This is a genomic window from Oxalobacter paeniformigenes (assembly GCF_027158465.1).
Classification (GTDB): Bacteria; Pseudomonadota; Gammaproteobacteria; order Burkholderiales; family Burkholderiaceae_D; genus Oxalobacter; species Oxalobacter paeniformigenes.
Map to the genome: position 1 here is coordinate 1 of NZ_JAMKYL010000007.1, position 21,070 is coordinate 21,070.

Below are 21,070 nucleotides of genomic sequence, written 5' to 3' on the forward strand. Positions count from 1 at the left end.
AAACTCAAGCAGAAACAGTGGTTGCTGGGTCTGGAATGGAAACTGGGCCCGGGGCGTCTGAACGCTTCCGCACAGTGGATGGAAGTCGAAGCCAACGGTAGTGTCCATGTCAGCGACAAGGACATCTACAAATACGGCATCGGTTATACCTATAACCTGTCCAAACGTACCGACATCTACGGTATGGTTGCATACACCGACTACGATGATGAAGATGTCGCCAAAATTTATGGTGACGTCGAACACAGCGTAAAGGCTGTTCAGGTCGGTATCACCCACAAGTTCTAATTGCTGAATGCAGAACCGGTTTCGGCCGGTTTTGTCTGAGTGCAGATGAACCGAAAAGCACCTCTCATGCAGAGGTGCTTTTTTTTACACACGCTGACACATCGTGTTGTAACGGTTTTTTACAAATGCAGGCGGGTCAGCTGTGGTGACTTGTGATAGGCTACGTGTCTGGCAGAACTGTCTGCCGGAAAGATTCGGGGCGCAAGGATGGTTCCTGTGCGCGAGTGTTGACGGGATTGAGGATTTCTTATGTGCGGTATAGTCGGTGCGGTGGCAAAACGCAATGTCGTTCCTGTAATGCTGGAAGGTCTGAAACGACTGGAATACAGAGGGTACGATTCCTGCGGGATCGCCTTGTGTACGGAAGGTCATCTGGAGCGCTCTCGCAGTACGTCACGGGTTGCTGAACTGGAAAAACAGGTCAACGGCCGGCATCTTTCAGGTTTTCTGGGAATCGCGCATACTCGCTGGGCGACACATGGCGCCCCGACGACCGACAATGCCCATCCCCATTTTTCAGGGGAACGGATCGCGCTGGTGCATAACGGTATCATCGAAAACCATGCGGTTTTGCGTGCCGAACTGGAAGCGAAAGGTTATGTGTTTTCGAGTCAGACGGATACCGAAGTGATCGCTCACTTGATCGACAGCCTTTACCAGGGCGACTTGCTCAAGGCAGTGCAGTCGGCTGTGACGCGGTTGCGTGGTGCGTTTGCGATCGCGGTGATTTGTCGTGACGAGCCGCAGCGCATGGTCGGTGCACGACAGGGGTCGCCGCTGGTGGTCGGGATCGGCGAGAACGAACATTTTCTTGCATCCGATGCGCTGGCGCTGGCGGGAACGACGGACAGGATCGTATATCTGGAAGAAGGCGATACGGTCGATATCAGTCTCAACGATTGTCATATCTACGATGCGCAGGGGCGTCCTGCGCCGCGCGAAGTGCGTGTTGTCAGCGTCTATGCCGGTGTGTCGGAACTTGGACCTTACCGGCATTTCATGCAAAAGGAAATTTTCGAACAGCCGCGTGCGATTTCGGATACCTTGCAGGGCCTTGCCGGTATTTCACCGGAACTGTTTGGGGACGGTGCCTTGCCGATTTTGCAACAGACCGATTCGATCCTGATTCTGGCGTGCGGAACCAGTTATTATGCCGGTCTGACAGCAAAATACTGGATGGAGTCGATTGCGCGGATTCCGGTCGAGGTTGAAATCGCCAGTGAATACCGCTACCGTGACAGTGTTCCATCACCGAACCGGTTGGTCGTCACCATCAGCCAGAGCGGTGAAACGGCTGATACTCTGGCGGCCTTGCGCCATGCGCGTGATCTGGGCATGAATCGTTCACTGACGATTTGCAATGTGGCGACCAGTGCAATGGTGCGCGAATGTGCATTGTCCTATATTACGCGGGCAGGTGTGGAAATCGGTGTCGCATCTACCAAGGCGTTTACCACGCAGCTGACGGCGCTTTTCCTGTTGTCGCTGGTGATTGCCAAGATTCGAGGCAGACTCACGCCGGAGCAGGAAGCGGCGCATATGAAATCGTTGCGCCATTTGCCGGTCGCCGTTTCGGCAGTACTGGCGCTGGAACCGCAGATTATCGCCTGGGCGGAAGATTTTTCACGTCATAACGATGCGCTGTTTCTGGGACGTGGTATCCATTATCCGATCGCGCTGGAAGGCGCACTCAAGCTCAAGGAAATTTCCTATATCCATGCCGAAGCCTATCCGGCGGGTGAGCTCAAGCATGGACCGCTGGCGCTGGTCACGGACAAGATGCCGGTGGTGACGATCGCACCGAATGATGATCTGCTGGAAAAACTGAAGTCGAACATGCAGGAAGTCCGGGCGCGTGGTGGCCAGCTTTATGTTTTTGCCGATTCGGATACGCGTATCATGTCGCAAGAAGGTATTCACGTTATCCGTATGCCGGAAAACTATGGCCAGCTTTCACCGATATTGCATGTGATTCCCTTGCAGTTGCTGGCATACCATACGGCGCTGGTTCGCGGGACTGATGTCGACAAGCCGCGCAATCTGGCCAAATCGGTGACGGTGGAATAAAAACGGGCAATACGGTACGGCTGGCGTACAATAGAAGCTGTCCGGTGCAACAAAGCATGAGGGGAGGATCCGAATGGATGCTTTCTGGCAATTCGTCAACAAGAGAAGTGTCCGTCTTGCGCTTGCCGCGTTCTGTTTCTTTCTGGCAATTCAGGGAGGATACCGGATTTATCTGGCGCAGACGAATCTCGATATTTTCCGTGGGGCCGGAGAACTGGTGTTGTGGCTGTCATGGGCGCTGGTCAATTATTTGCGCGCCAACGGAAAAGTCGCACCCAAACTGAATATCGCGGTCAATGTCGGTATCGCCATGCTGGTCATCAGCTGGTTTATGGGGAAATGAAAGCGGGGATATGGATATGTCAGGGTCTGAAAATTATGAAGATACGGTCGGTTATACCTTGCATGGCAGCCGCTATCTGAATATGACCAACCGTTGCGGAGTATTGCGTTGCGCGTTCTGTCCGAAATTCAATGGTTCCTGGTCGGTCAAGGAATACGATATGCACTTGCATCATCATCCGACGGTCGATGAACTTGTCGAGGCAGCAGGCAATCCGGCGGACTACCGGGAAATCGTTTTTTGCGGAATGGGAGAATCGACGACACGTCTTGACGATATGCTGGAAGTCGCAAGACGCTTGCGCGAAAAAGGGGCGAAACTCCGTCTCAATACGAACGGTCTGGGCAATATGATAAACGGTCGCGATGTCGCACCTGAAATCGCCGCGCTGATTCCGGTCATTTCCGTTTCGCTCAATGCGCAGGATGAAGAAACCTATAACCGCCATTGCCGTCCCAAATTTCCCGGCGCGTATGCATCGGTGCTGGAATTTGTCGCCAGTGCGAAAAAGGCGGGAGCCGATGTGACCGTGACGGCTGTCGACGGTTTGCCGGGGGTTGATGTAAAGGCATGTGAAGCTATTGCAAACCGGCTCGGTGTGAAATTCAGACGGCGGGTATTGGACGATCTGGCCTGACAGGGTGCGTTGGATCAGGAAGATTTTTCATGAACACACAACCGGACATCACCGGCAGCGGATGTCCGGTTTTTGTTTGCGCAATATTGCGCTTGGTGTGTAAAACCGTCGTGTATTGGGGCCGATAGTATGGCCTGCCGGAATACATGATTTGCAACCCGTTGATTTTAATTGATTTTTTGCTGATTTGCCGGATCTTTCATTTTTCTGACATAAATTGTATTTATGTCCGCGGGGGTGGGTTAGAATGAAAACCGGTCAGGTATCCGGCAATGCGCGGCGCCGTGCAGCCTTTTTGAAGTTACGTTATACTGCACGGACAATGGTTCCTTTAACGGGATGAAAAGGGAATCCGGTCAAGTCGGAAAGATGATTCCGGAGCTGCCCCCGCAACTGTATACGGTAGCGTGCACCTGCAAACCACTGGGTAACCGGGAAGGAAGGTGTTTCGCAACGATCCGCAAGCCAGGAGACCTGCCATTGACGATTATTCCCAAAGCAGGGCGGGGTGTCCTGAAGGAAAACAGTCTGCTGGAATGTCATTCCACCTTGTCCGGTTTTGCGATGGTTTGTTCGCTTGCCGTGTTGTTTTCTTTCGGTTCCGCCAGATGAAGAAGGTACTGAATGAAAACGGAAGAGAAAGTCGTAGTTGATCGGGAGGCGGTTCAACCGGCGCCTTCCGTATTGCCCCCATTACCCCAGCGTATCATCAAGCGCGACGGTGCCGAAGTGCCGTTCGATGCCAAAAGGATTACGGTTGCGCTTGCCAAGGCTGGTCGTGCGACCGGTGATTTCGGCGAGGATGAAGCGCAGCTTCTGACGCAGCGGACGTTGAAAGTGTTGCGGCACCGTTTTGCCGGTTCCGCGCCGACGGTCGAGCAGGTTCAGGATGTCGTCGAACAGATGCTGGTCGATGCCAATCACACGCGGACATTCCGTGCCTATGCCACGTATCGTGACCAGCGTCACCGCTTGCGGCAGGATAGAAGAACGCTGGTCGATGTCGCTTCTTCCGTCGAGGAATATGTCGATCGTGCGGACTGGCGTGTTCAGGCCAATGCCAATCAGGGGTATTCGCTGGGTGGTCTGATTCTGAATGTATCGGGCAAGGTGACGGCGAATTACTGGTTGAGTCATGTCTATCCTCCGGAAATCGGTATGGCGCATCGTGACGCCGATTACCATATCCATGATCTGGATATGTTGTGCGGATATTGCGCCGGCTGGTCGCTGCGGCAATTGCTGTATGAAGGATTCAACGGTGTTCCGGGCAAGCCGGAAGCCGATCCGCCGAAGCATTTTTCGACGGCATTGGGCCAGATGGTCAATTTTCTGGGCACCCTGCAAAACGAATGGGCCGGTGCACAGGCATTCAGTTCGTTTGATACCTATCTGGCGCCTTATGTCCGCAATGACGGCTTGTCGTTCGACGAAGTCAAGCAGCATATGCAGGAGTTCATCTATAACCTGAATGTGCCATCCCGTTGGGGAACACAGACGCCTTTCACCAATCTGACGTTCGACTGGGTTTGCCCGGAGGATTTGCGCCAGCAGGTACCGGTGATCGCCGGTGAGGAAATGCCGTTCACATATGGTGAATTGCAGGAAGAGATGGATATGCTCAACCGCGCCTATATCGAGGTGATGACGGCAGGTGACAGGCGTGGCAGGGTATTCACGTTCCCGATCCCGACGTATAACATCACGTCGGATTTCCCGTGGGAATCGGAAAATGCGGAACGGCTTTTTGCCATGACGGCCAAATACGGTTTGCCGTATTTCCAGAATTTCCTGAATTCCGATCTGGCGCCGAATATGGTGCGTTCGATGTGTTGCCGTTTGCAACTGGATTTGCGCGAATTGCTCAAACGTGGCAACGGTTTGTTCGGTTCGGCGGAACAAACGGGTTCGATCGGTGTGGTGACGATCAATTGCGCACGCCTCGGTTATCTGTTCAAGGGGGATGAAAAGGGCTTGTTCGCCCGTCTGGATTATCTGGCCGACAGGGCGAAAGACAGTCTTGAAATCAAGCGCAAGGTCGTCCAGCGCCTGATGGATGACGGGCTGTTCCCGTATACGCGACGTTATCTGGGCAGACTGCGCAATCATTTTTCGACGATCGGTGTGAACGGCATCAATGAAATGATTCGCAACTTCACGAATGATCGTGATGATATTACGACCGAATTCGGCCACCAGATGGCGTTGCGTTTGCTCGATCATTTGCGCGAACGGATGAAGAATTATCAGGAAGAAACCGGTAATCTCTACAATCTGGAAGCCACTCCTGCTGAAGGGACGACTTACCGTTTCGCGCGCGAGGACAAAAAGCGTTATCCGGATATTCTTCAGGCCGGTACGCCCGAACATCCGTATTACACGAACTCGTCCCAATTGCCGGTCGGCTATACCGACGATCCGTTCGAGGCGTTGCGCTGTCAGGATGATTTGCAGATTCGCTATACCGGTGGAACGGTGCTGCATCTTTATATGCAGGAACAGATTTCATCGCCTGAGGCCTGTCGCAAGCTGGTCAGGACAGCACTGACGAATTTCAGGTTGCCGTATCTGACGGTGACACCGACATTCTCTATTTGTCCGAAGCACGGTTATCTGGCCGGCGAACATGAATTTTGCCCCATCTGTGACGAAGAACTGATGGCGGAAATGGAAAAACAGAAACATTGAATCGACTAACCCGTTAGCAGAAAGGAATGATTATGGATACTTCCCGTTTGCCTCAGGAAAAGCGTCAGCGCTGTGAGGTCTGGACACGTGTGATGGGCTATCACCGCCCGGTTTCGGAATTCAACCCCGGAAAACAGAGTGAACACCGCGAACGGGTTCATTTTGTCGAATCCGTTATCCCGGAAACACCTTGTGCATGCACCCGTGACAAATGATGTAACCCTGCAGGTCGGGGGAATCACACCGTTTACCACGATCGATTTTCCCGGCCGGCTGGCCGCGGTCATATTTTGTCAGGGATGTCCCTGGCGATGCCGTTATTGTCACAACAGGCATTTGTTGCCTGCCGGTGTCGGCGGGAAATATGCATGGACAGAGGTGATGCAGTGGCTTGAGACAAGACGCGGCCTTCTGGAAGGAGTGGTTTTCAGCGGAGGTGAACCTCTGTTGCAACGCCAGTTGCCGGATGCCGCAAGCGCGGTACGCGAGCAAGGTTTTGCGGTAGCCTTGCATACGTCCGGTGTCTATCCTGACCGGTTACATGACATGTTGCCGCTGGTGGATTGGGTCGGACTGGACATCAAGGCGCCGTTTGACGAATATGCGCTCATTACCGGTGGTGGCGACGGCAGCCGTACACGGGACGCCTTGCGGTATATTGTTCAGGCCGGTACTCCGCATGAATTGCGCTGTACGCTGGATCCGGATTTTTTCGATGCGGCACGTGCCCGGAAAATGGCGATGCAACTGGCTCAGGCCGGTGCGTCCCATCTGGTGCTTCAGGCTTGTCGTGATGAAACGACTCGCCGGAGTCGCCATGTACCGGATGAGGTACTGGACGCCATTCGTGCGCATCTTCCTTCGGTGACGTGCCGATTTTGACAATTTGCGTTCGTTCATACCGGATGTCCTCAGTCCGGATTTCTGAATCGCCCGGGTTTCCGTTACCATATGGTTTCCTGATGATGGCGGACGAATGATATGAGTGCGTTTCTGACAGATTTGCTGCTGCTGTTTTTGCTGACGGTGTTGAATGGCGTTTTCGCCATGTCCGAAATCGCGCTGGTCTCGTCCAGAAAAGTTCGCTTGCAAAGTCTCTCGGACGAGGGAAGCTCGGGGGCGAAAAAGGCACTTGAACTGTATCGTTCGCCATCCCGTTTTTTGTCGACTATCCAGGTCGGTATTACTTCTATCGGTATCTTGAGCGGTGCTGTCGGTGAAAAGGCGATTTCGGCGCCGTTGGCCGGATGGCTGGCGCAAATTCCCGGGTTACAGGTATATGCCAGAGGGATCGCCCTTGCGGTGACAGTCGTTTGTCTGACGTATTTTTCGGTTGTGATCGGTGAGCTGGTTCCGAAAAGTCTGGCATTGCTGGCGCCGGAGCGGCTGGCCTCGATCATGTCGCGCCCGTTGGGTGCGCTGGCGGTTGTTGCGCTGCCGCTGGTCTGGCTCCTTTCCAAATCCAGCGAGTGGTTTTTGGGAATGCTCGGCGTCAGAAAAAACAGCGATCCGCCCATCAGTGACAATGAAATCAGGGCGCTGATGGGACAGGGAACGAAGGCCGGTGTTTTCCACAAGGGAGAACAGGAAATCGTTTCCAATGTCTTGCGTCTGGATCAGCAGCCGATTGTGGAAATCATGACGCCCAAGCACGATCTGGCGGTTCTTGATCTTGACGATACCCCCGAATTGATCAGAAGCCGGATCGCTTCAACGGAGCATACACGCCTCATCGTTTGCCGGGATGGCCTACAGCATGTTCTCGGGATTTTGCGTCGTGGTGACTTGTTGGGGAAAACCGTCAACGGAACACCGGTCATGCCGGAAGATATCGAGTCCGTTCTGCTCAAGCCGTTGTTTGTCCCCGAGACGATCACGACGATACAGCTTCTCGAGAATTTCCGCCATGCACGCAATTCGCTGGCGCTGGTCGTGGATGAATATGGCGATATGCAGGGCATTGTGACGATGACGGATGTTCTGGCTGCGATTGTGGGGGATTCGTCCGTTCCGGATGTCAATGAAAAGGATGATCTCGTCCGGCGAGAAGATGGTTCCTGGCTGGTCGATGGCGAAATCAGTATCGAGCGGCTGGTGTCCGAATTGGGGATACATGGCGGGTTGCCGGGCGAGGATTCCAACCGGTTTCATACCGTGGGCGGTTTTGTGATGTATATGCTTGGTAGGATACCTGTGGCTGCTGATCGTTTCGAGGTCGGCGGATGGCGCTTTGAAGTGATGGATATGGATCGCAATCGCGTCGACAAGGTGCTGGTCGTACCGCCTGAGACGGATGGAAACGTGAAGTCTGAATGAGTGTGGTGTTCGTGGAAGCGGAAATTAGCATCCGGAACGTGTGCATCGTATAATCGCTGCCATTGACAGGGTATTTTCGAGACGAGTAACGAAACAGAACGGTGCCATATTGAGCCAATACAAGACAAATGATTCCGGTTCTGCCTTCCTTGCGCCGGTGTTGCCGGATCTGGAATCGGTGGACCGGATTATCCGTCAGCAGATGCATTCGGATATCGCGCTGGTCGGCACGATTGCGGAATATATCATCAATGCCGGCGGGAAGCGGATTCGTCCTGTTCTCGTTTTGCTGATAGCACGTGCACTGGGGTATCAGGGGGAAGATCACTGTACGCTGGCGGCAACGATCGAATTCATCCATACCGCAACCTTGCTGCATGACGATGTGGTGGATGAAGCGCAACTGCGTCGTGGAATTCCCAGCGCCAATGTATCGTTCGGCAATGCGGCATCAGTGCTTGTCGGTGATTTTCTATATACCCGTGCTTTCCAGATGATGGTATCCGTCGGCAATATGCGTATTCTTGATGTACTGGCGGATGCGACCAATCTGATTGCGGAAGGCGAGGTCATGCAATTGACGCATGTGCGCAATATCGCGGTAGATGAAGGTGCCTACATGAACGTCATCTATGCCAAAACGGCGAAGCTCTTTGAAGCCTCCTGCGAGATCGGTGCACTGATCGCACAGGCAACAGATGAAAAGGTTCGCGCGGCTGCACGGTTCGGACGTGCGCTGGGCATGGCTTTCCAGTTGATCGACGATGTGCTGGATTACGCAGGTGATACCGGTGAGATGGGCAAGCGTATCGGTAACGATCTGAAAGAAGGCAAGATGACGTTGCCGCTGATTTATCTGTTCGAAAACGGGACACAACAGCAAAAGGAACTGGTTCGCCGCTGTGTGGAAGAAAACGATGAAAGTTGCTTTGCCGCAGTGTCAGAAGCAGTTTGTTCATGCGGTGCGCTCGAATATACACGCAGCAAGGCCGGGCAGGCTGTTGCGCAGGCAACACAGGCACTTGCGGTTTTCAGTGGTGAGGGGAGTGGTCAATACGGAAAATCTTTGCTAGAATTAGCATCCTTCTCGGTAGAAAGGAGTTTTTGATCTTTCTGCTGTCATTTCGGGGTGTAGCTTAGCCTGGTAGAGCGCTACGTTCGGGACGTAGAGGCCGGAGGTTCGAATCCTCTCACCCCGACCAATTTTCTCTTCTTTCTTCATTTTTTCCTGTACATACGATATCGTGTGCCGCTTGTCGGGCGGCTGGTCTTGTATGCCTTTCTAATAATCGTGCGGATGATACAACTGTTCAGAAGTACCGTGAGTCCGCGCCGACAGATCGGGTTGATCGCCATGCCTTGTGACGATGAAACAGGTTATGGTTTGTGGTGGCTTCACTTGGAGGTTTGGCAATGTATGCATGACCTGTGTTTTTCGAACCGGTTCGTATGCATGTGTCGTGAGTTTTGTGCATGATTTTCCCGGATAGCGTATGGAACGCTGCCAGTGCACGGATGCAAGTGCGGGGAAAAGACGACGAACAGGAATGCCGGTGATCGTGCGATCAAGGGGTGAAATACCGGATGGATGATGATTTTCGCGTGCCGTCGGTATGGCATGAGAAAAGTTTTTTGCCCGATGGCATTGAGTTTTCATCAAAAAATGAAATAATACAAACATTTTTGCATAACGCAGTTTGAAGCCCTGAATTTTCAGGAGAACCGGCTTCCTGTCGTCCGGGTTCGGTCAGGAAGTTTTTTTATTTGTCACGCCACCTCATTGATAGAGATTTCTTATGTCCAGTGAAGCCATCAAGATGACCAGCGGGGAATATGTCCCTATTGAAATGCACAAGGTAAGAGTCGTCCAGAAACTCAATCTCTTGCCGATCGAACAACGTTTGAAAGCAATGGAAAATGCCGGTTACAACACTTTCCTGTTGCAGAACCGTGATGTTTTCATGGACATGCTGACTGACAGCGGTACCAATGCCATGTCCGACCGTCAGGTTGCCTCGATGATGATTGCGGACGATGCCTATGCCGGTTCCGAATCATTCAATCGCCTGTATGAAGCCGTCAAGGAAATTCTGGGAACGGAATATTTCCTGCCGGCTCACCAGGGACGTGCCGCGGAACATATCATCTCGCAGGCATTTGTCCGCAAGGGTGATATCGTTCCGATGAATTTCCATTTTACGACGACAAAGGCGCATGTCGAACTGGCTGGTGGCAAGGTCGTTGAACTGTTTACCGATGCTGCGCTTGAAATCCGTTCCGACAAGCCGTTCAAGGGCAATATGGATATCGACAAGCTCCGTGAACTGGTCAAGACCGTCGGCAAGGAAAAGATTCCCTATATCCGTATGGAAGCAGGTACCAACCTGATCGGCGGACAGCCGTTCTCGATTGAAAACATGCGTGCCGTCCGCAAGGTCGCCGATGAAAACGGTATTCTGATCGTACTGGATATCAGCCTGGTTTGCGAAAACATGTATTTCATCAAGATGCGCGAACCGGAATTCATGGACAAAACGCCTGCCGAAATCCTGCGTACATTGTGTGATCTGGCCGATATCATCTATTTCTCGGCACGCAAGATCAGCTGCTCGCGTGGTGGCGGTATCGCGACGAAGAATCGCGATCTGTACCTGAAAATGCGCGATATGGTGCCGTTGTTCGAAGGCTTCCTGACGTACGGCGGTATTTCCGTACGTGAAATCGAATCCATGGCGATCGGCCTGCATGAGGCCGTTGACTGGAACGTTATCCGTCATTCGCCGGAATTCATCAAATATCTGGTAGATAGTCTGGATGCCAAGGGTATTCCGGTCATTACGCCGGCCGGTGGTCTGGGCGCTCATCTGGATGCACGCGGATTCCTGCCGCATCTGACTTCTTTCGATTATCCTGCAGGTGCGCTGGCTGCAGCACTGTACATCGTATCCGGTGTGCGTGGTATGGAACGCGGAACGATTTCGATGGATCGTGACGAACAGGGCAACGATGTTCCGTCTGAAGTCGAATTGCTGCGTCTGGCTTTCCCGCGTCGTGTCTTTACGTTGTCGCAGGTCAAGTATGCCCAGGATCGTATCGAATGGCTCTGGAAGAATCGTGAACTGATCGGTGGTCTGAAGTTCGTTGAAGAACCGAAAGTATTGCGTTTCTTCGTTGGCCGTTTGGCACCGACATCCGACTGGCCGCAGAAACTCGTGGCCAAATTCCGCGAAGACTTCGGCGACAGCCTGTAACCGGCTGGCGGTATTCGCATGGAAAAAGCGACCGGTTCCGGTCGCTTTTTCAACAGCAGTGAGCAGCCTGTTTTTGTCAAGACAACTCAGGTATGCTCTCGCAAAATGAGTGATGGTGTGGCGTGGTTCGGTTTCAGTCATGGTGACAGTGCTTGAAAGTACCAGTTCGGTTCTGGATGCCGCATGGAGAATGGTGGCGGAATCCCGTTTTTCCGTGTTCGATGCGTTGATTGCGCATGAACAGACGGCTGGTCGTGGACAATACGGTCGTACCTGGATTAGTCCGAAAGGCAATGTGTATGTCGCGATCAGGCTTCCAGCGGAGGCGCCGTTTGACAATACCGAAGCGGCGATTGCTCTGTCGTGTTGTATTGCTGCAACGCTTTCCGATTTCGGATTCGAGGTGAAAATCAAGTGGGCCAACGATCTGGTGATTGGTGGTGGAAAGGTGGCCGGCATTTTGCTTGAGCAAAAAGGCGACAGGTTGATTGCCGGTATCGGAATCAATCTGGCGTTTTGTCCGGATCCGCTGGCGTTGCGGCAGGATGCCGCATTGCCTGCCGTGTGCTTGCGGGATATCGATCCGGAACAGGCAGCTGCGCTGACGCCGGAGATGATCGTGGAAAATCTGGTGAAGCGTCTGAAAAATCTTGACCTGAAACATTTTGCCGGTCTCTGGCGCATGCAAGCGCTTTCAAGATTACTGTGGCTTCATGAGACGGTCTGCATGGAGATGGATGGCTCGGTGTTGACGGGCGTGCTTGCCGGAATCGACGAACGTGGGGGCGTGTTGCTGGCCACACAGGATGGCATGAAAGTCTGTCGTCGTGGTGCCATGCGGAAAGCGTAGCGGCATGTGTGGAAAAGACACGGCAGAATGTCCGGAAGCGATGTGCCGAAAGGGTGGCATCAAGGAAAATTTTTTGTATCTTATGATACCCTGAGTAGAAAATCGCCCCCTGTCATATAATTGTTTTTTGATAAATAAATTTGGTTTTCAGGCTAACACGTTTAGCGCTGACATTTGTTTTGTACCCTGTTGATCAATGCTAGCTTTTCATGGTGTATTTTCCGATAACAGACTGGATTAGCGACTATGCAGAGAGAAGATATGAATCATAAAAAAAGAACTTTTGAAGAAGTCCGGGAGTCTCTGCGTGGCAAAGTCATCCTGGTTGTGAACCGCGGTATTCCGGCACGTCGTATTTGCCGTTCCATTTGTGAACGGTTCGAGGCGGTTTCGGCAATGACGGCAACCGATATTGACAAGACACAACCCGCAGCCGCTTCTGCCCAGGAACTGATTCTTCTGGGCCCGGATCCGAGAGCCTATCTCCATCTGGAACGTATTATCGAACTGGCCAAGCAACGTAACTGTGTAGCTATCCATCCCGGATGGGGCTTCGCCAGTGAAGATATGCAGTTTCCGAAACTGGCTGAAGAAGCAGGTATTACGTTTATCGGTGCCTCGGCCGATGCGATGTACAAGCTGGGCAACAAGGTTCAGGCACGTCTTGTCGCGCGCAAGGTGGGCGTACCGGTCGTTCCGGGGTCGGATGATTCGGTCGATGTCGAGCAGGCCCGCGCCATCATCAAGGAAATCGGTTTGCCGATCATGCTGAAAGCAGAAGGTGGTGGCGGTGGCAGAGGTATTTTCCTGGTTACCAATCAGGAGGAGCTGGAAGATGCATTTACCAAGGCTTCCGCAATGGCTCAGGCATCTTTCGGCAATCCACGTCTGTTTGTCGAAAAATATCTGCCCAATGTTCACCACATCGAAATTCAGGTCATTGCGGACCGTTGGGGCAATGTGTTCGCTTTCGATGAACGCGATTGTACCGTACAGCGCAACAATCAGAAGCTGATCGAAATCACGCCTTCTCCATGGAAGGGGTTGACGCCGGAATTGCGCGAACAGCTCAAGGAATATGCGCGCCGGATGGTGTTGGCCGTCGGGTATCATTCCGTGGCGACGGTCGAGTTCCTGGTTACCGAGGATTCGACTCCGTACATGATCGAAGTCAATACCCGGTTGCAGGTGGAACACGGGATTACGGAAAGCCGTTACGGGATCGACCTGGTTGAAGAACAGATTGCGATCGCTTTCGGTTCCGAGCTGCGTTTCAACGAAGAAAACACGCGCCCGATTTTCACGTCCATGCAGGCACGTATCAATCTGGAAGATCCGCAGGACAATTTCACACCGAATTCAGGGCTGGTTACCCGTTATGTGTCTCCGGGCGGGCCTGGTGTCCGTATGGACTCGAACCTGTCTGCCGGCTACGAGTTCCCGTCCAACTATGACTCGGCAGGTGCCTTGCTGATCACCTATTCACATGATTGGCAGAAAACGCTGGGAATCATGGAGCGTGCGCTTTCCGAATATGTGATCGGTGGTCTGAAAACGACGATTCCGTTCATCCAGAAGATCATCAGTGACGAAAATTTCCGCAGTGGCAATATCACGACGACCTATATCCACGATCATCCGGAATTGCTCAATTACACGGTACTTGCACCGGAAAGCGAACGTCTGGCCAAGCTGGTAGCCGAAATTTCCGCACGTGGCTATAACCCGTATGTTTCACTCGGTACCTACCGTAACCGCAATACACCGTCTTTGGGTAGCTTTACGATGGTATTGCCTGAAATATCGCAGCAGCAGAAGCGGGCGCCGTCACCCTATCCGCGGGGCGATCGCCGTGCCTTGCTTGACTTCGTGCGCGATAGCGGCAAGATTCATTTCACGGATACCACGACCCGTGACATGACGCAGTCCAATAACGGTAACCGCATGCGTCTGGCCGAAGACCGTCTCGTTGGACCGTATCTGGACAATCTGGGGCTCTTTTCGATCGAAAACGGCGGCGGTGCCCATTTCCATGTCGCGATGCTGGCGAATATGACGTATCCGTTTACCGAAGCACGAGAATGGAACCGTTTTGCACCGAAGACGCTGAAACAGTTGCTGATCCGTTCCACCAATGTGCTGGGATACAGCCCGCAACCGAGAAACCTGATGCGTCTGACCGGGGAAATGATTTGCGACCATTACGATGTGGTGCGTTGTTTCGATTTTCTCAATGAACCGGCCAACATGCTGCCGATTACGGAAGTGGTCATGGATCGCAAGGACAAGGTTTTTGAACCGGCCTTGTCGCTTTCCTATGCCAAGGGTTTCGATATCGACCATTATCTCAAGGTGACGGAATCCATCATCGCCATGATGTCGAAGGTATCCGGTCTGTCGGAAAAGGCTGTCGTGCGCGAATTCATTCTGGGCCTGAAAGATATGGCTGGTGTTTGTCCGCCGAAATTCATGCGCGAACTGGTCAAGGCACTCAGAAAACGCTGGCCGGAACTGGTGTTGCATTATCACCGCCATGTCACAGACGGCTTGTTCCTGCCGGCCTGTGCGGCAGCGGCAGAAGCTGGTTGCCAGATCGTGGATGCCGGCCTGGGTGCTTCGGTCCGCAGTTACGGCCAGGGCGATATCGGTTCGCTGGCAGCCTATCTGGAAACGGAACTGGGCCTTGAAACCAGTCTCAATCGTGATGCATTGCGTGATGCGAACTTCGTTTGCAAGCAGTTCATGCCGTATTTCGACCGGTATTGTTCGCCGTATTTCCAGGGTGTCGATTACGATGTGATCCGTTATGCCATGCCGGGCGGCGCGACATCTTCCTCGCAGGAAGGTGCGGTCAAGCAGGGTTATATCCACCTGTTGCCATACATGCTCGACTTTCTGGCCTATACGCGCCAGATCGTCCGCTATCATGATGTGACCCCGGGTTCCCAGACGACATGGAATACGGCGTTTCTGGCGGTGACCGGCGCGTACAAGCGCAACGGCATGCCGGCAGTACAGCAGTTGTTGTCGGTATTGAAGACCGTGACCGAAACGAAAGAAGAGGATTTGTCCGAGGATATCAAACGCAAACGTCTGGATATCTATCGGGATTGCAACGAGGCTTTCCAGAAGCTGTTGCTGGGACAGTTTGGCCGCCTGCCGCTTGGATTCCCGAGCGACTGGGTGTATCAGAGCGCGTTCGGCGCGGACTGGAAACAGGCGATCGCTTCCCGTACCGAGGCTTCCCCGCTGGAAAAATTGCCGCCAGTCGATATGGCTGCCGAAAGAGCCGAGCTGGCCAAGGCGCTCAAGCGCGAGCCGACGGACGAAGAATTCGTCATGTATCTGAATCATCCGGCAGATGCAATCAAGACGATCGAATTCCAGAAAAAATTCGGCGATCCGAATTATTTGCCGTTGGATGTCTGGTTTGAAGGGATCAAGCCTGGACAGACCCTGAATTTCAATACGTCCAGCGGCAAGCCCCACCAGATGTTGCTGTTGAGCATTGATCCTGTCAACGACAGTGGTGTGGCTACGGTACGTTATGTGCTCGACTCCGAAATCCTGACGAGCGATGTCCAGATCGATGCTCCGGTAACGGCTGCCGGTGGTGCCGGCTCCATTATCGCGGAAAGCGGCAATCCGTATCAGGTCGCCAGCCCGCGCAAAGCCGATCTCTGGATCGTTCATGTCAAGGAAGGCGATATCGTCAAGCAGGGACAGGAACTGTTCAATGTCTCGATCATGAAACAGGAACGTTCTGTATTGTCTCCTGTCAACGGTATTGTCAAACGTGTCGTCAAGACGGCGGATTTCAAGAAAGATCACCGTATGGTGCCGGTTCTGGAGGGCGAATTGATCGTCGAATTGTCGCCGGTTCCGAAACTGTGTCCGAAGTGTGCCTATCCGATTACGGACGGCAAGTCGAAGTTCTGTCCGAATTGCGGTACGAAGATTCCGGACGAGTCTTGAGCCGAAATGGCCTGACGGATATGCCAAAGCCTGCCGGTATCATGCCGGCAGGCTTTTTTGTTTGCCGGACATGGACAGCCTGTCGCCGCATCGTTTCGTGATTCAGCGGAGTCAGTGGGGGCGTGTCCAGTATTCCGGACTGGTATAGATTGCCTTGAGGTGGTCTATGAAAAGACGGGTTTTCAGGGGCAGGTAAATCTGGCGCGGATAAACGGCCATGATGTCGTAACTTGGCAAAGCGAAATCGTCCAGTACGGTTACCAGTTTGCCCGATGCCAGTTCGGACTGGATTTCCCATGTGGAACGCCATGCCAGTCCGTAGCCTTCCAGACACCAGCGGTGCAACAGCTCGCCATCGTTGCAATCCAGATTGCCCGAAGTGCGCACGATGACAGTGCGATTGTTTTCCTTGAAGTGCCAGCCACGCTGTTGTCCGCCTTGCAGGTTGAATGTCAGGCAATTGTGTGCGCCGAGATCTTTCAAGGTTTTCGGCGTACCGTTTTTTTGCAGGTAGTCGGGCGATGCACAGACGACACGGTGGTTGGAACAGAGTTTGACGGCGACAAGGCCGGGATCGATCGAACCGCCGATGCGGATGCTCATGTCATAACCTTCGCGGACGAGATCGACGACCTGATCGCTCAGGTTGAAAGAGATTCTGACTTCGGGATTCGAGACCAGAAAGGCCGGGGCATGGGGTGCGACATGCTTGCGCCCGAACGCCGCAGGGGCGGAGACGATCAGGTGGCCTGTTGCCTTGTTGAGCCCTTCGCCGATCATTTGTTCGGCCTGCTCGAGCTCGTCAAGTATCTTGCGGCAATGATCAAGGAATACCGTACCACGCTCAGTTAGTGTAAGATGTCGGGTTGTGCGATGCATGAGTTTAATGCCAAGACGTCGTTCCAGCGCATCTATACGCCGCCCCAGCATGACAGGAGTGATTCCTAGCACAAGCGAAGCTTTGGCCAGGCTGCCTTTCTCTGCTGCATTAACGAATGCCTCAATTTGCTTGATTTTGTCCATTGTCGTGATTCCTTACAAAAAGTATCGAATCAAGCGATTTTTTATAATCTTATCAAACAAAAAAATCATCTATATAATGCGACTTAAAAGCATTATAAAAATTTGAATTGTTTCAACCTGGAGGTGCTTCATGGCAAAAATGACTGCAGCCGAAGCGGCTGTCTATGTATTGGAAAAAGAAGGTGTTACCCAGTTGTTCGGTATCCCGGGTGCCGGCATCAATCCTGTTTATGCGGCACTGAAAAAGCATGGCACCATGAAACATATTCTGGCGCGTCATGGCGAAGGTATCGCCCACATGGCTGAAGGCTATACCCGCGCCAAGCAGGGCAATATCGGGGTGGGTATCTGCACCTCGGGTCCTGCCGCCACCGACATGATTACCGGGCTTTATTCCGCCATTGCCGATTCCACTCCGATTCTGGCGATTACGGGACAGGCTCCGCGTGCCAAGCTCTTCAAGGAAGATTTTCAGGCTGTCGATATCGAAAAGATCGCTGCTCCGGTAACCAAAATGGCTGTGACGGTTCGTGAACCGGCACTGGTGCCCTGGACGTTGCAGAAAGCTTTTTATCTGATGCGTACCGGTCGTCAGGGGCCTTGTCTGATCGATTTGCCACTGGACGTGCAGATGGGCGAGATTGAATTCGATCCGGATACCTATGCTCCACTGGAAGTCACCAAGCCACGTGCGACCCGTGCACAGATCGAAAAGGCATTGGGTATGCTCAACGATGCCGAAAAACCGCTGATTATCGCGGGTGGCGGTGTCATTCTGGCCGATGCTTCCCCGTTGCTGGTCGAACTCGCAGAAATTCTTGGCGTACCGGTCGTCCCGACGCTGATGGGCTGGGGTTCCATTCCGGATGAACATGATCTGAATGCCGGTATGGTCGGTATCCAGACACATCACCGTTACGGCAATGCGTCTTTCCTCGCTTCGGATTTCATCATGGGTATCGGCAACCGCTGGGCCAACCGTCACACGGGAGGACTGGAAACCTATACGCGTGGCCGCAAATTCGTTCATATCGATATTGAACCGACACAGCTGGGCAAGGTGTTTGCACCGGATTACGGTATCGTTTCCGATGCGAAGGCAGCGCTGGAACAGTTGGTCGAACTGGCCAAGGAATGGAAGGCAGCGGGCAAGCTCAAGGATCGTTCCGCATGGGCTGCGGAATGTCTCAAGCGCAAACGCACCATGCTGCGTCGTACAGACTACGATGATGTCCCGATGAAGCCGCAGCGTGTCTATCAGGAAATGAACAATTTCTTTGGCAAGGATGTTCACTATGTGACCGCGATCGGTCTGTCCCAGATCGGTGCTGCACAGCATCTGAAAGTCCAGCAGCCACGTGGATGGATCAACTGTGGACAGGCAGGTCCGCTGGGCTGGACGATTCCGGCTGCACTTGGCGTTCGTGCCGCATTGCCGGATGCCGATATCGTTGCCCTGTCCGGTGACTTCGATTTCCAGTTCATGATCGAGGAACTGGCGGTCGGCGCACACTTCAAGCTGCCGTATATCCACATCGTGGTCAACAATTCGTATCTGGGGCTGATCCGTCAGGGTCAGCTGGGATTCAACAATCTGGATTACTGTGTCCAGCTGTCTTTCGACAATATCAATTCGCCTGAAGTCGAAGGTTATGGTATCGACTTCGTCAAGGTGGCAGAGGGTCTCGGCTGCAAAGCCATTCGTGTTCACAAGCCGGATGAATTGATCCCTGCCTTCAAGAAAGCACGTGAATTGATGAAGGAATTCCAGGTACCGGTTGTTGTCGAAGCAATTCTGGAAAGAGTCACCAACATTCCGATGGGCGGAAACCTTGACCAGATCAATGAATTTGGCGGTGCCCTTGACGTTAACGAATAAAAAAGAGGAGATGAACGATGCCAAAAATGGCTGCCAATCTGTCCATGCTGTTTAATGAAGTTCCCTTCATGGACCGTTTTGATGCTGCTGCCAAAGCAGGTTTCAAAGGAGTCGAATTCCTTTTCCCATATGCATACAATCTGGATGAACTGCAGGAAAAACTGCAGAAAAACAATCTGGAACTGGTACTGCACAATTTGCCGGCCGGCAACTGGGAAGCAGGTGACCGTGGTATCGCCTGCCATCCGGATCGTGTAGGCGAATTCCAGGATGGCGTCGGTATCGCTATCAATGCGGCCAAGAAACTGGGCGTCAAACAGGTGAACTGTCTTTCCGGTCCGGTATTGCCGGGTGTTTCCGAAGACAAGTTGCGCGCTACGTTTGTCGACAACCTGAAATTCGCTGCAGCCAAACTGAAAGCGGAAGGTATTCGTCTGGTTACCGAACCGGTCAATACGATCGATATGAAAAACGCCTATCTGAATCGCACGCAGCAGGCTGTGGATATCATTCGTGACGTCGGTTCCGACAACCTGTTCATCCAGTACGACATTTACCACATGCAGCGTATGGAAGGTGAACTGGCCAACACGATCCAGGCCAATTTGCCGCTGATCAAGCACATGCAGCTTGCTGACAATCCGAAGCGCAATGAACCGGGTACGGGTGAAATCAATTACCACTTCCTGTTCAAGTTCATCGACGATATCGGCTATGACGGCTGGATCGGTTGCGAATACCGTCCGAAGACCACGACGGTTGAAGGCCTGGGCTGGCTCAAGGAATACAACGTCAAATAATTGGATATAGCAAAACGAGATAACTGGAGATAAACAATGGCAAATATTGGTTTTATTGGTTTGGGTATCATGGGTGTGCCGATGGCCACCAACCTGCAGCAAAAGGGTGGACACAAGCTGTTCGTCAATGACAAAAAGACACCACCGGCAGCATTGCTCGACGGTGGTGCAAAGGCTTGCGCCAATGGTGCCGAAGTTGCCAAGCAGTCCGATATCATCTTCATCATGGTTCCGGATACGCCGGACGTCGAAGCAGTCCTGTTCGGCGAAAACGGTGTGGCACAGGGTCTGAGCGCAGGCAAGATCGTTGTCGACATGAGCTCGATCTCCCCGATCGCCACCAAGGAATTTGCCAAGAAGATCAACGATCTCGGCTGCGAATATCTGGACGCACCGGTTTCCGGCGGTGAAGTCGGCGCCAAGGCAGGTTCCCTGACCATCATGGTTGGTGGCAAGGAAGAAACCTTCAACAAGGTCAAACCGATGTTCGAACTGATGGGCCAGAACATCACGCTGGTCGGCGGCAACGGTGACGGTCAGACCACCAAGGTAGCCAACCAGATTATCGTCGCACTGAACATTCAGGCGGTTGCCGAAGCATTGCTGTTCGCTTCCAAGGCAGGTGCCGATCCGGCCAAGGTCCGTCAGGCGCTGATGGGCGGTTTCGCTTCTTCCCGTATTCTGGAAGTTCATGGCGAACGCATGATCAAACGTACTTTCAATCCTGGCTTCAGAATCAATCTGCATCAGAAAGATCTGAATCTGGCTCTGCAAGGCGCCAAATCGCTGGGTATCTCCCTGCCGAATACCGCAACCGCTCAGGAACTGATGAATGCCTGTGCTGCAAACGGTTTGTCCGGCATGGATCATTCCGCTCTGTGCCGTGCAGTGGAAATCATGTCTGCTCACGAAATTGCCAAGGCTTGAGACCGGCATTCCGGTAATTTTATCCG

17 protein-coding genes, 1 tRNA gene and 1 riboswitch are annotated in these 21,070 nt (G+C 52.9%); of the genes, 17 read left to right on the plus strand and 1 reads right to left on the minus strand.

What is annotated here, in order from left to right:
* The 14 genes from NAI64_RS07885 to NAI64_RS07950 all read left to right on the plus strand — a co-directional run.
* A partial coding sequence (locus NAI64_RS07885) for a porin (protein WP_269299391.1) occupies positions 1-288 on the plus strand: 288 nt, incomplete at its 5' end.
* 249 nt (positions 289-537) lie between these two features.
* Entirely contained in the window at positions 538-2,355 is a 1,818-nt protein-coding gene (glmS, locus tag NAI64_RS07890; protein WP_269299393.1) for a glutamine--fructose-6-phosphate transaminase (isomerizing), read from the plus strand.
* A 73-nt stretch (positions 2,356-2,428) separates the two neighbouring features.
* Positions 2,429-2,698, plus strand: coding sequence for a hypothetical protein (locus tag NAI64_RS07895; protein WP_269299395.1), 270 nt, complete (start codon positions 2,429-2,431; stop codon positions 2,696-2,698).
* Between the two features lie 16 nt (positions 2,699-2,714).
* Positions 2,715-3,335 (plus strand): TatD family nuclease-associated radical SAM protein, encoded by a 621-nt coding sequence (locus NAI64_RS07900; protein WP_269299397.1) that lies wholly within the window; start codon positions 2,715-2,717, stop codon positions 3,333-3,335.
* 306 nt (positions 3,336-3,641) lie between these two features.
* A riboswitch (cobalamin riboswitch) is annotated at positions 3,642-3,831 on the plus strand.
* Positions 3,816-3,947 carry a hypothetical protein gene (locus NAI64_RS07905; RefSeq protein WP_269299399.1) on the plus strand — a complete coding sequence of 44 codons (132 nt, stop codon included), beginning with the start codon at positions 3,816-3,818 and terminating at the stop codon, positions 3,945-3,947. (Overlaps the previous riboswitch by 16 nt.)
* Positions 3,948-3,959: 12 nt before the next feature.
* Positions 3,960-6,023, plus strand: coding sequence for a ribonucleoside triphosphate reductase (locus NAI64_RS07910; RefSeq protein WP_269299401.1), 2,064 nt, complete (start codon positions 3,960-3,962; stop codon positions 6,021-6,023).
* A 32-nt stretch (positions 6,024-6,055) separates the two neighbouring features.
* Positions 6,056-6,238: an anaerobic ribonucleoside-triphosphate reductase gene (gene nrdD / locus NAI64_RS07915; RefSeq protein WP_269299403.1), complete on the plus strand. Its 183-nt coding sequence runs from the start codon at positions 6,056-6,058 to the stop codon at positions 6,236-6,238.
* A complete protein-coding gene (locus NAI64_RS07920; protein WP_269299404.1) occupies positions 6,228-6,905 on the plus strand; it encodes an anaerobic ribonucleoside-triphosphate reductase activating protein in 678 nt (225 codons plus the stop codon). Before nrdD ends, NAI64_RS07920 begins: the two co-directional genes overlap by 11 nt.
* Positions 6,906-7,004: 99 nt before the next feature.
* Positions 7,005-8,339: a hemolysin family protein gene (locus tag NAI64_RS07925; RefSeq protein WP_269299405.1), complete on the plus strand. Its 1,335-nt coding sequence runs from the start codon at positions 7,005-7,007 to the stop codon at positions 8,337-8,339.
* Positions 8,340-8,448: 109 nt separating this feature from the next.
* Positions 8,449-9,447 (plus strand): polyprenyl synthetase family protein, encoded by a 999-nt coding sequence (locus NAI64_RS07930; RefSeq protein WP_269299407.1) that lies wholly within the window; start codon positions 8,449-8,451, stop codon positions 9,445-9,447.
* A gap of 17 nt (positions 9,448-9,464) precedes the next feature.
* Positions 9,465-9,541 (plus strand) — tRNA-Pro (locus tag NAI64_RS07935).
* 594 nt (positions 9,542-10,135) lie between these two features.
* Complete coding sequence (locus NAI64_RS07940) at positions 10,136-11,590, plus strand: tryptophanase (RefSeq protein ID WP_269299409.1); 1,455 nt, start codon at positions 10,136-10,138, stop codon at positions 11,588-11,590.
* Positions 11,591-11,729: 139 nt separating this feature from the next.
* Entirely contained in the window at positions 11,730-12,440 is a 711-nt protein-coding gene (locus NAI64_RS07945) for a biotin--[acetyl-CoA-carboxylase] ligase (protein ID WP_269299411.1), read from the plus strand.
* Positions 12,441-12,701: 261 nt separating this feature from the next.
* Positions 12,702-16,415, plus strand: coding sequence for a pyruvate carboxylase (locus tag NAI64_RS07950; RefSeq protein ID WP_269299413.1), 3,714 nt, complete (start codon positions 12,702-12,704; stop codon positions 16,413-16,415).
* A gap of 111 nt (positions 16,416-16,526) precedes the next feature.
* Here the strand turns inward: NAI64_RS07950 and NAI64_RS07955 are convergent, their stop codons facing one another.
* Positions 16,527-17,438, minus strand: coding sequence for a LysR family transcriptional regulator (locus tag NAI64_RS07955; protein WP_269299415.1), 912 nt, complete (start codon positions 17,436-17,438; stop codon positions 16,527-16,529).
* Between the two features lie 130 nt (positions 17,439-17,568).
* Here NAI64_RS07955 and gcl point away from each other — a divergent pair, with 130 nt between their 5' ends.
* From gcl to glxR, 3 genes are read left to right on the plus strand one after another with little or no spacing between them, the layout of a single operon-like run.
* Positions 17,569-19,317 (plus strand): glyoxylate carboligase, encoded by a 1,749-nt coding sequence (gene gcl, locus NAI64_RS07960; RefSeq protein WP_269299417.1) that lies wholly within the window; start codon positions 17,569-17,571, stop codon positions 19,315-19,317.
* A gap of 17 nt (positions 19,318-19,334) precedes the next feature.
* Complete coding sequence (gene hyi, locus NAI64_RS07965; RefSeq protein ID WP_269299418.1) at positions 19,335-20,117, plus strand: hydroxypyruvate isomerase; 783 nt, start codon at positions 19,335-19,337, stop codon at positions 20,115-20,117.
* Positions 20,118-20,153: 36 nt separating this feature from the next.
* A complete protein-coding gene (gene glxR, locus NAI64_RS07970; RefSeq protein WP_269299419.1) occupies positions 20,154-21,044 on the plus strand; it encodes a 2-hydroxy-3-oxopropionate reductase in 891 nt (296 codons plus the stop codon).
* The last annotated feature ends 26 nt before the right edge of the window (positions 21,045-21,070 follow it).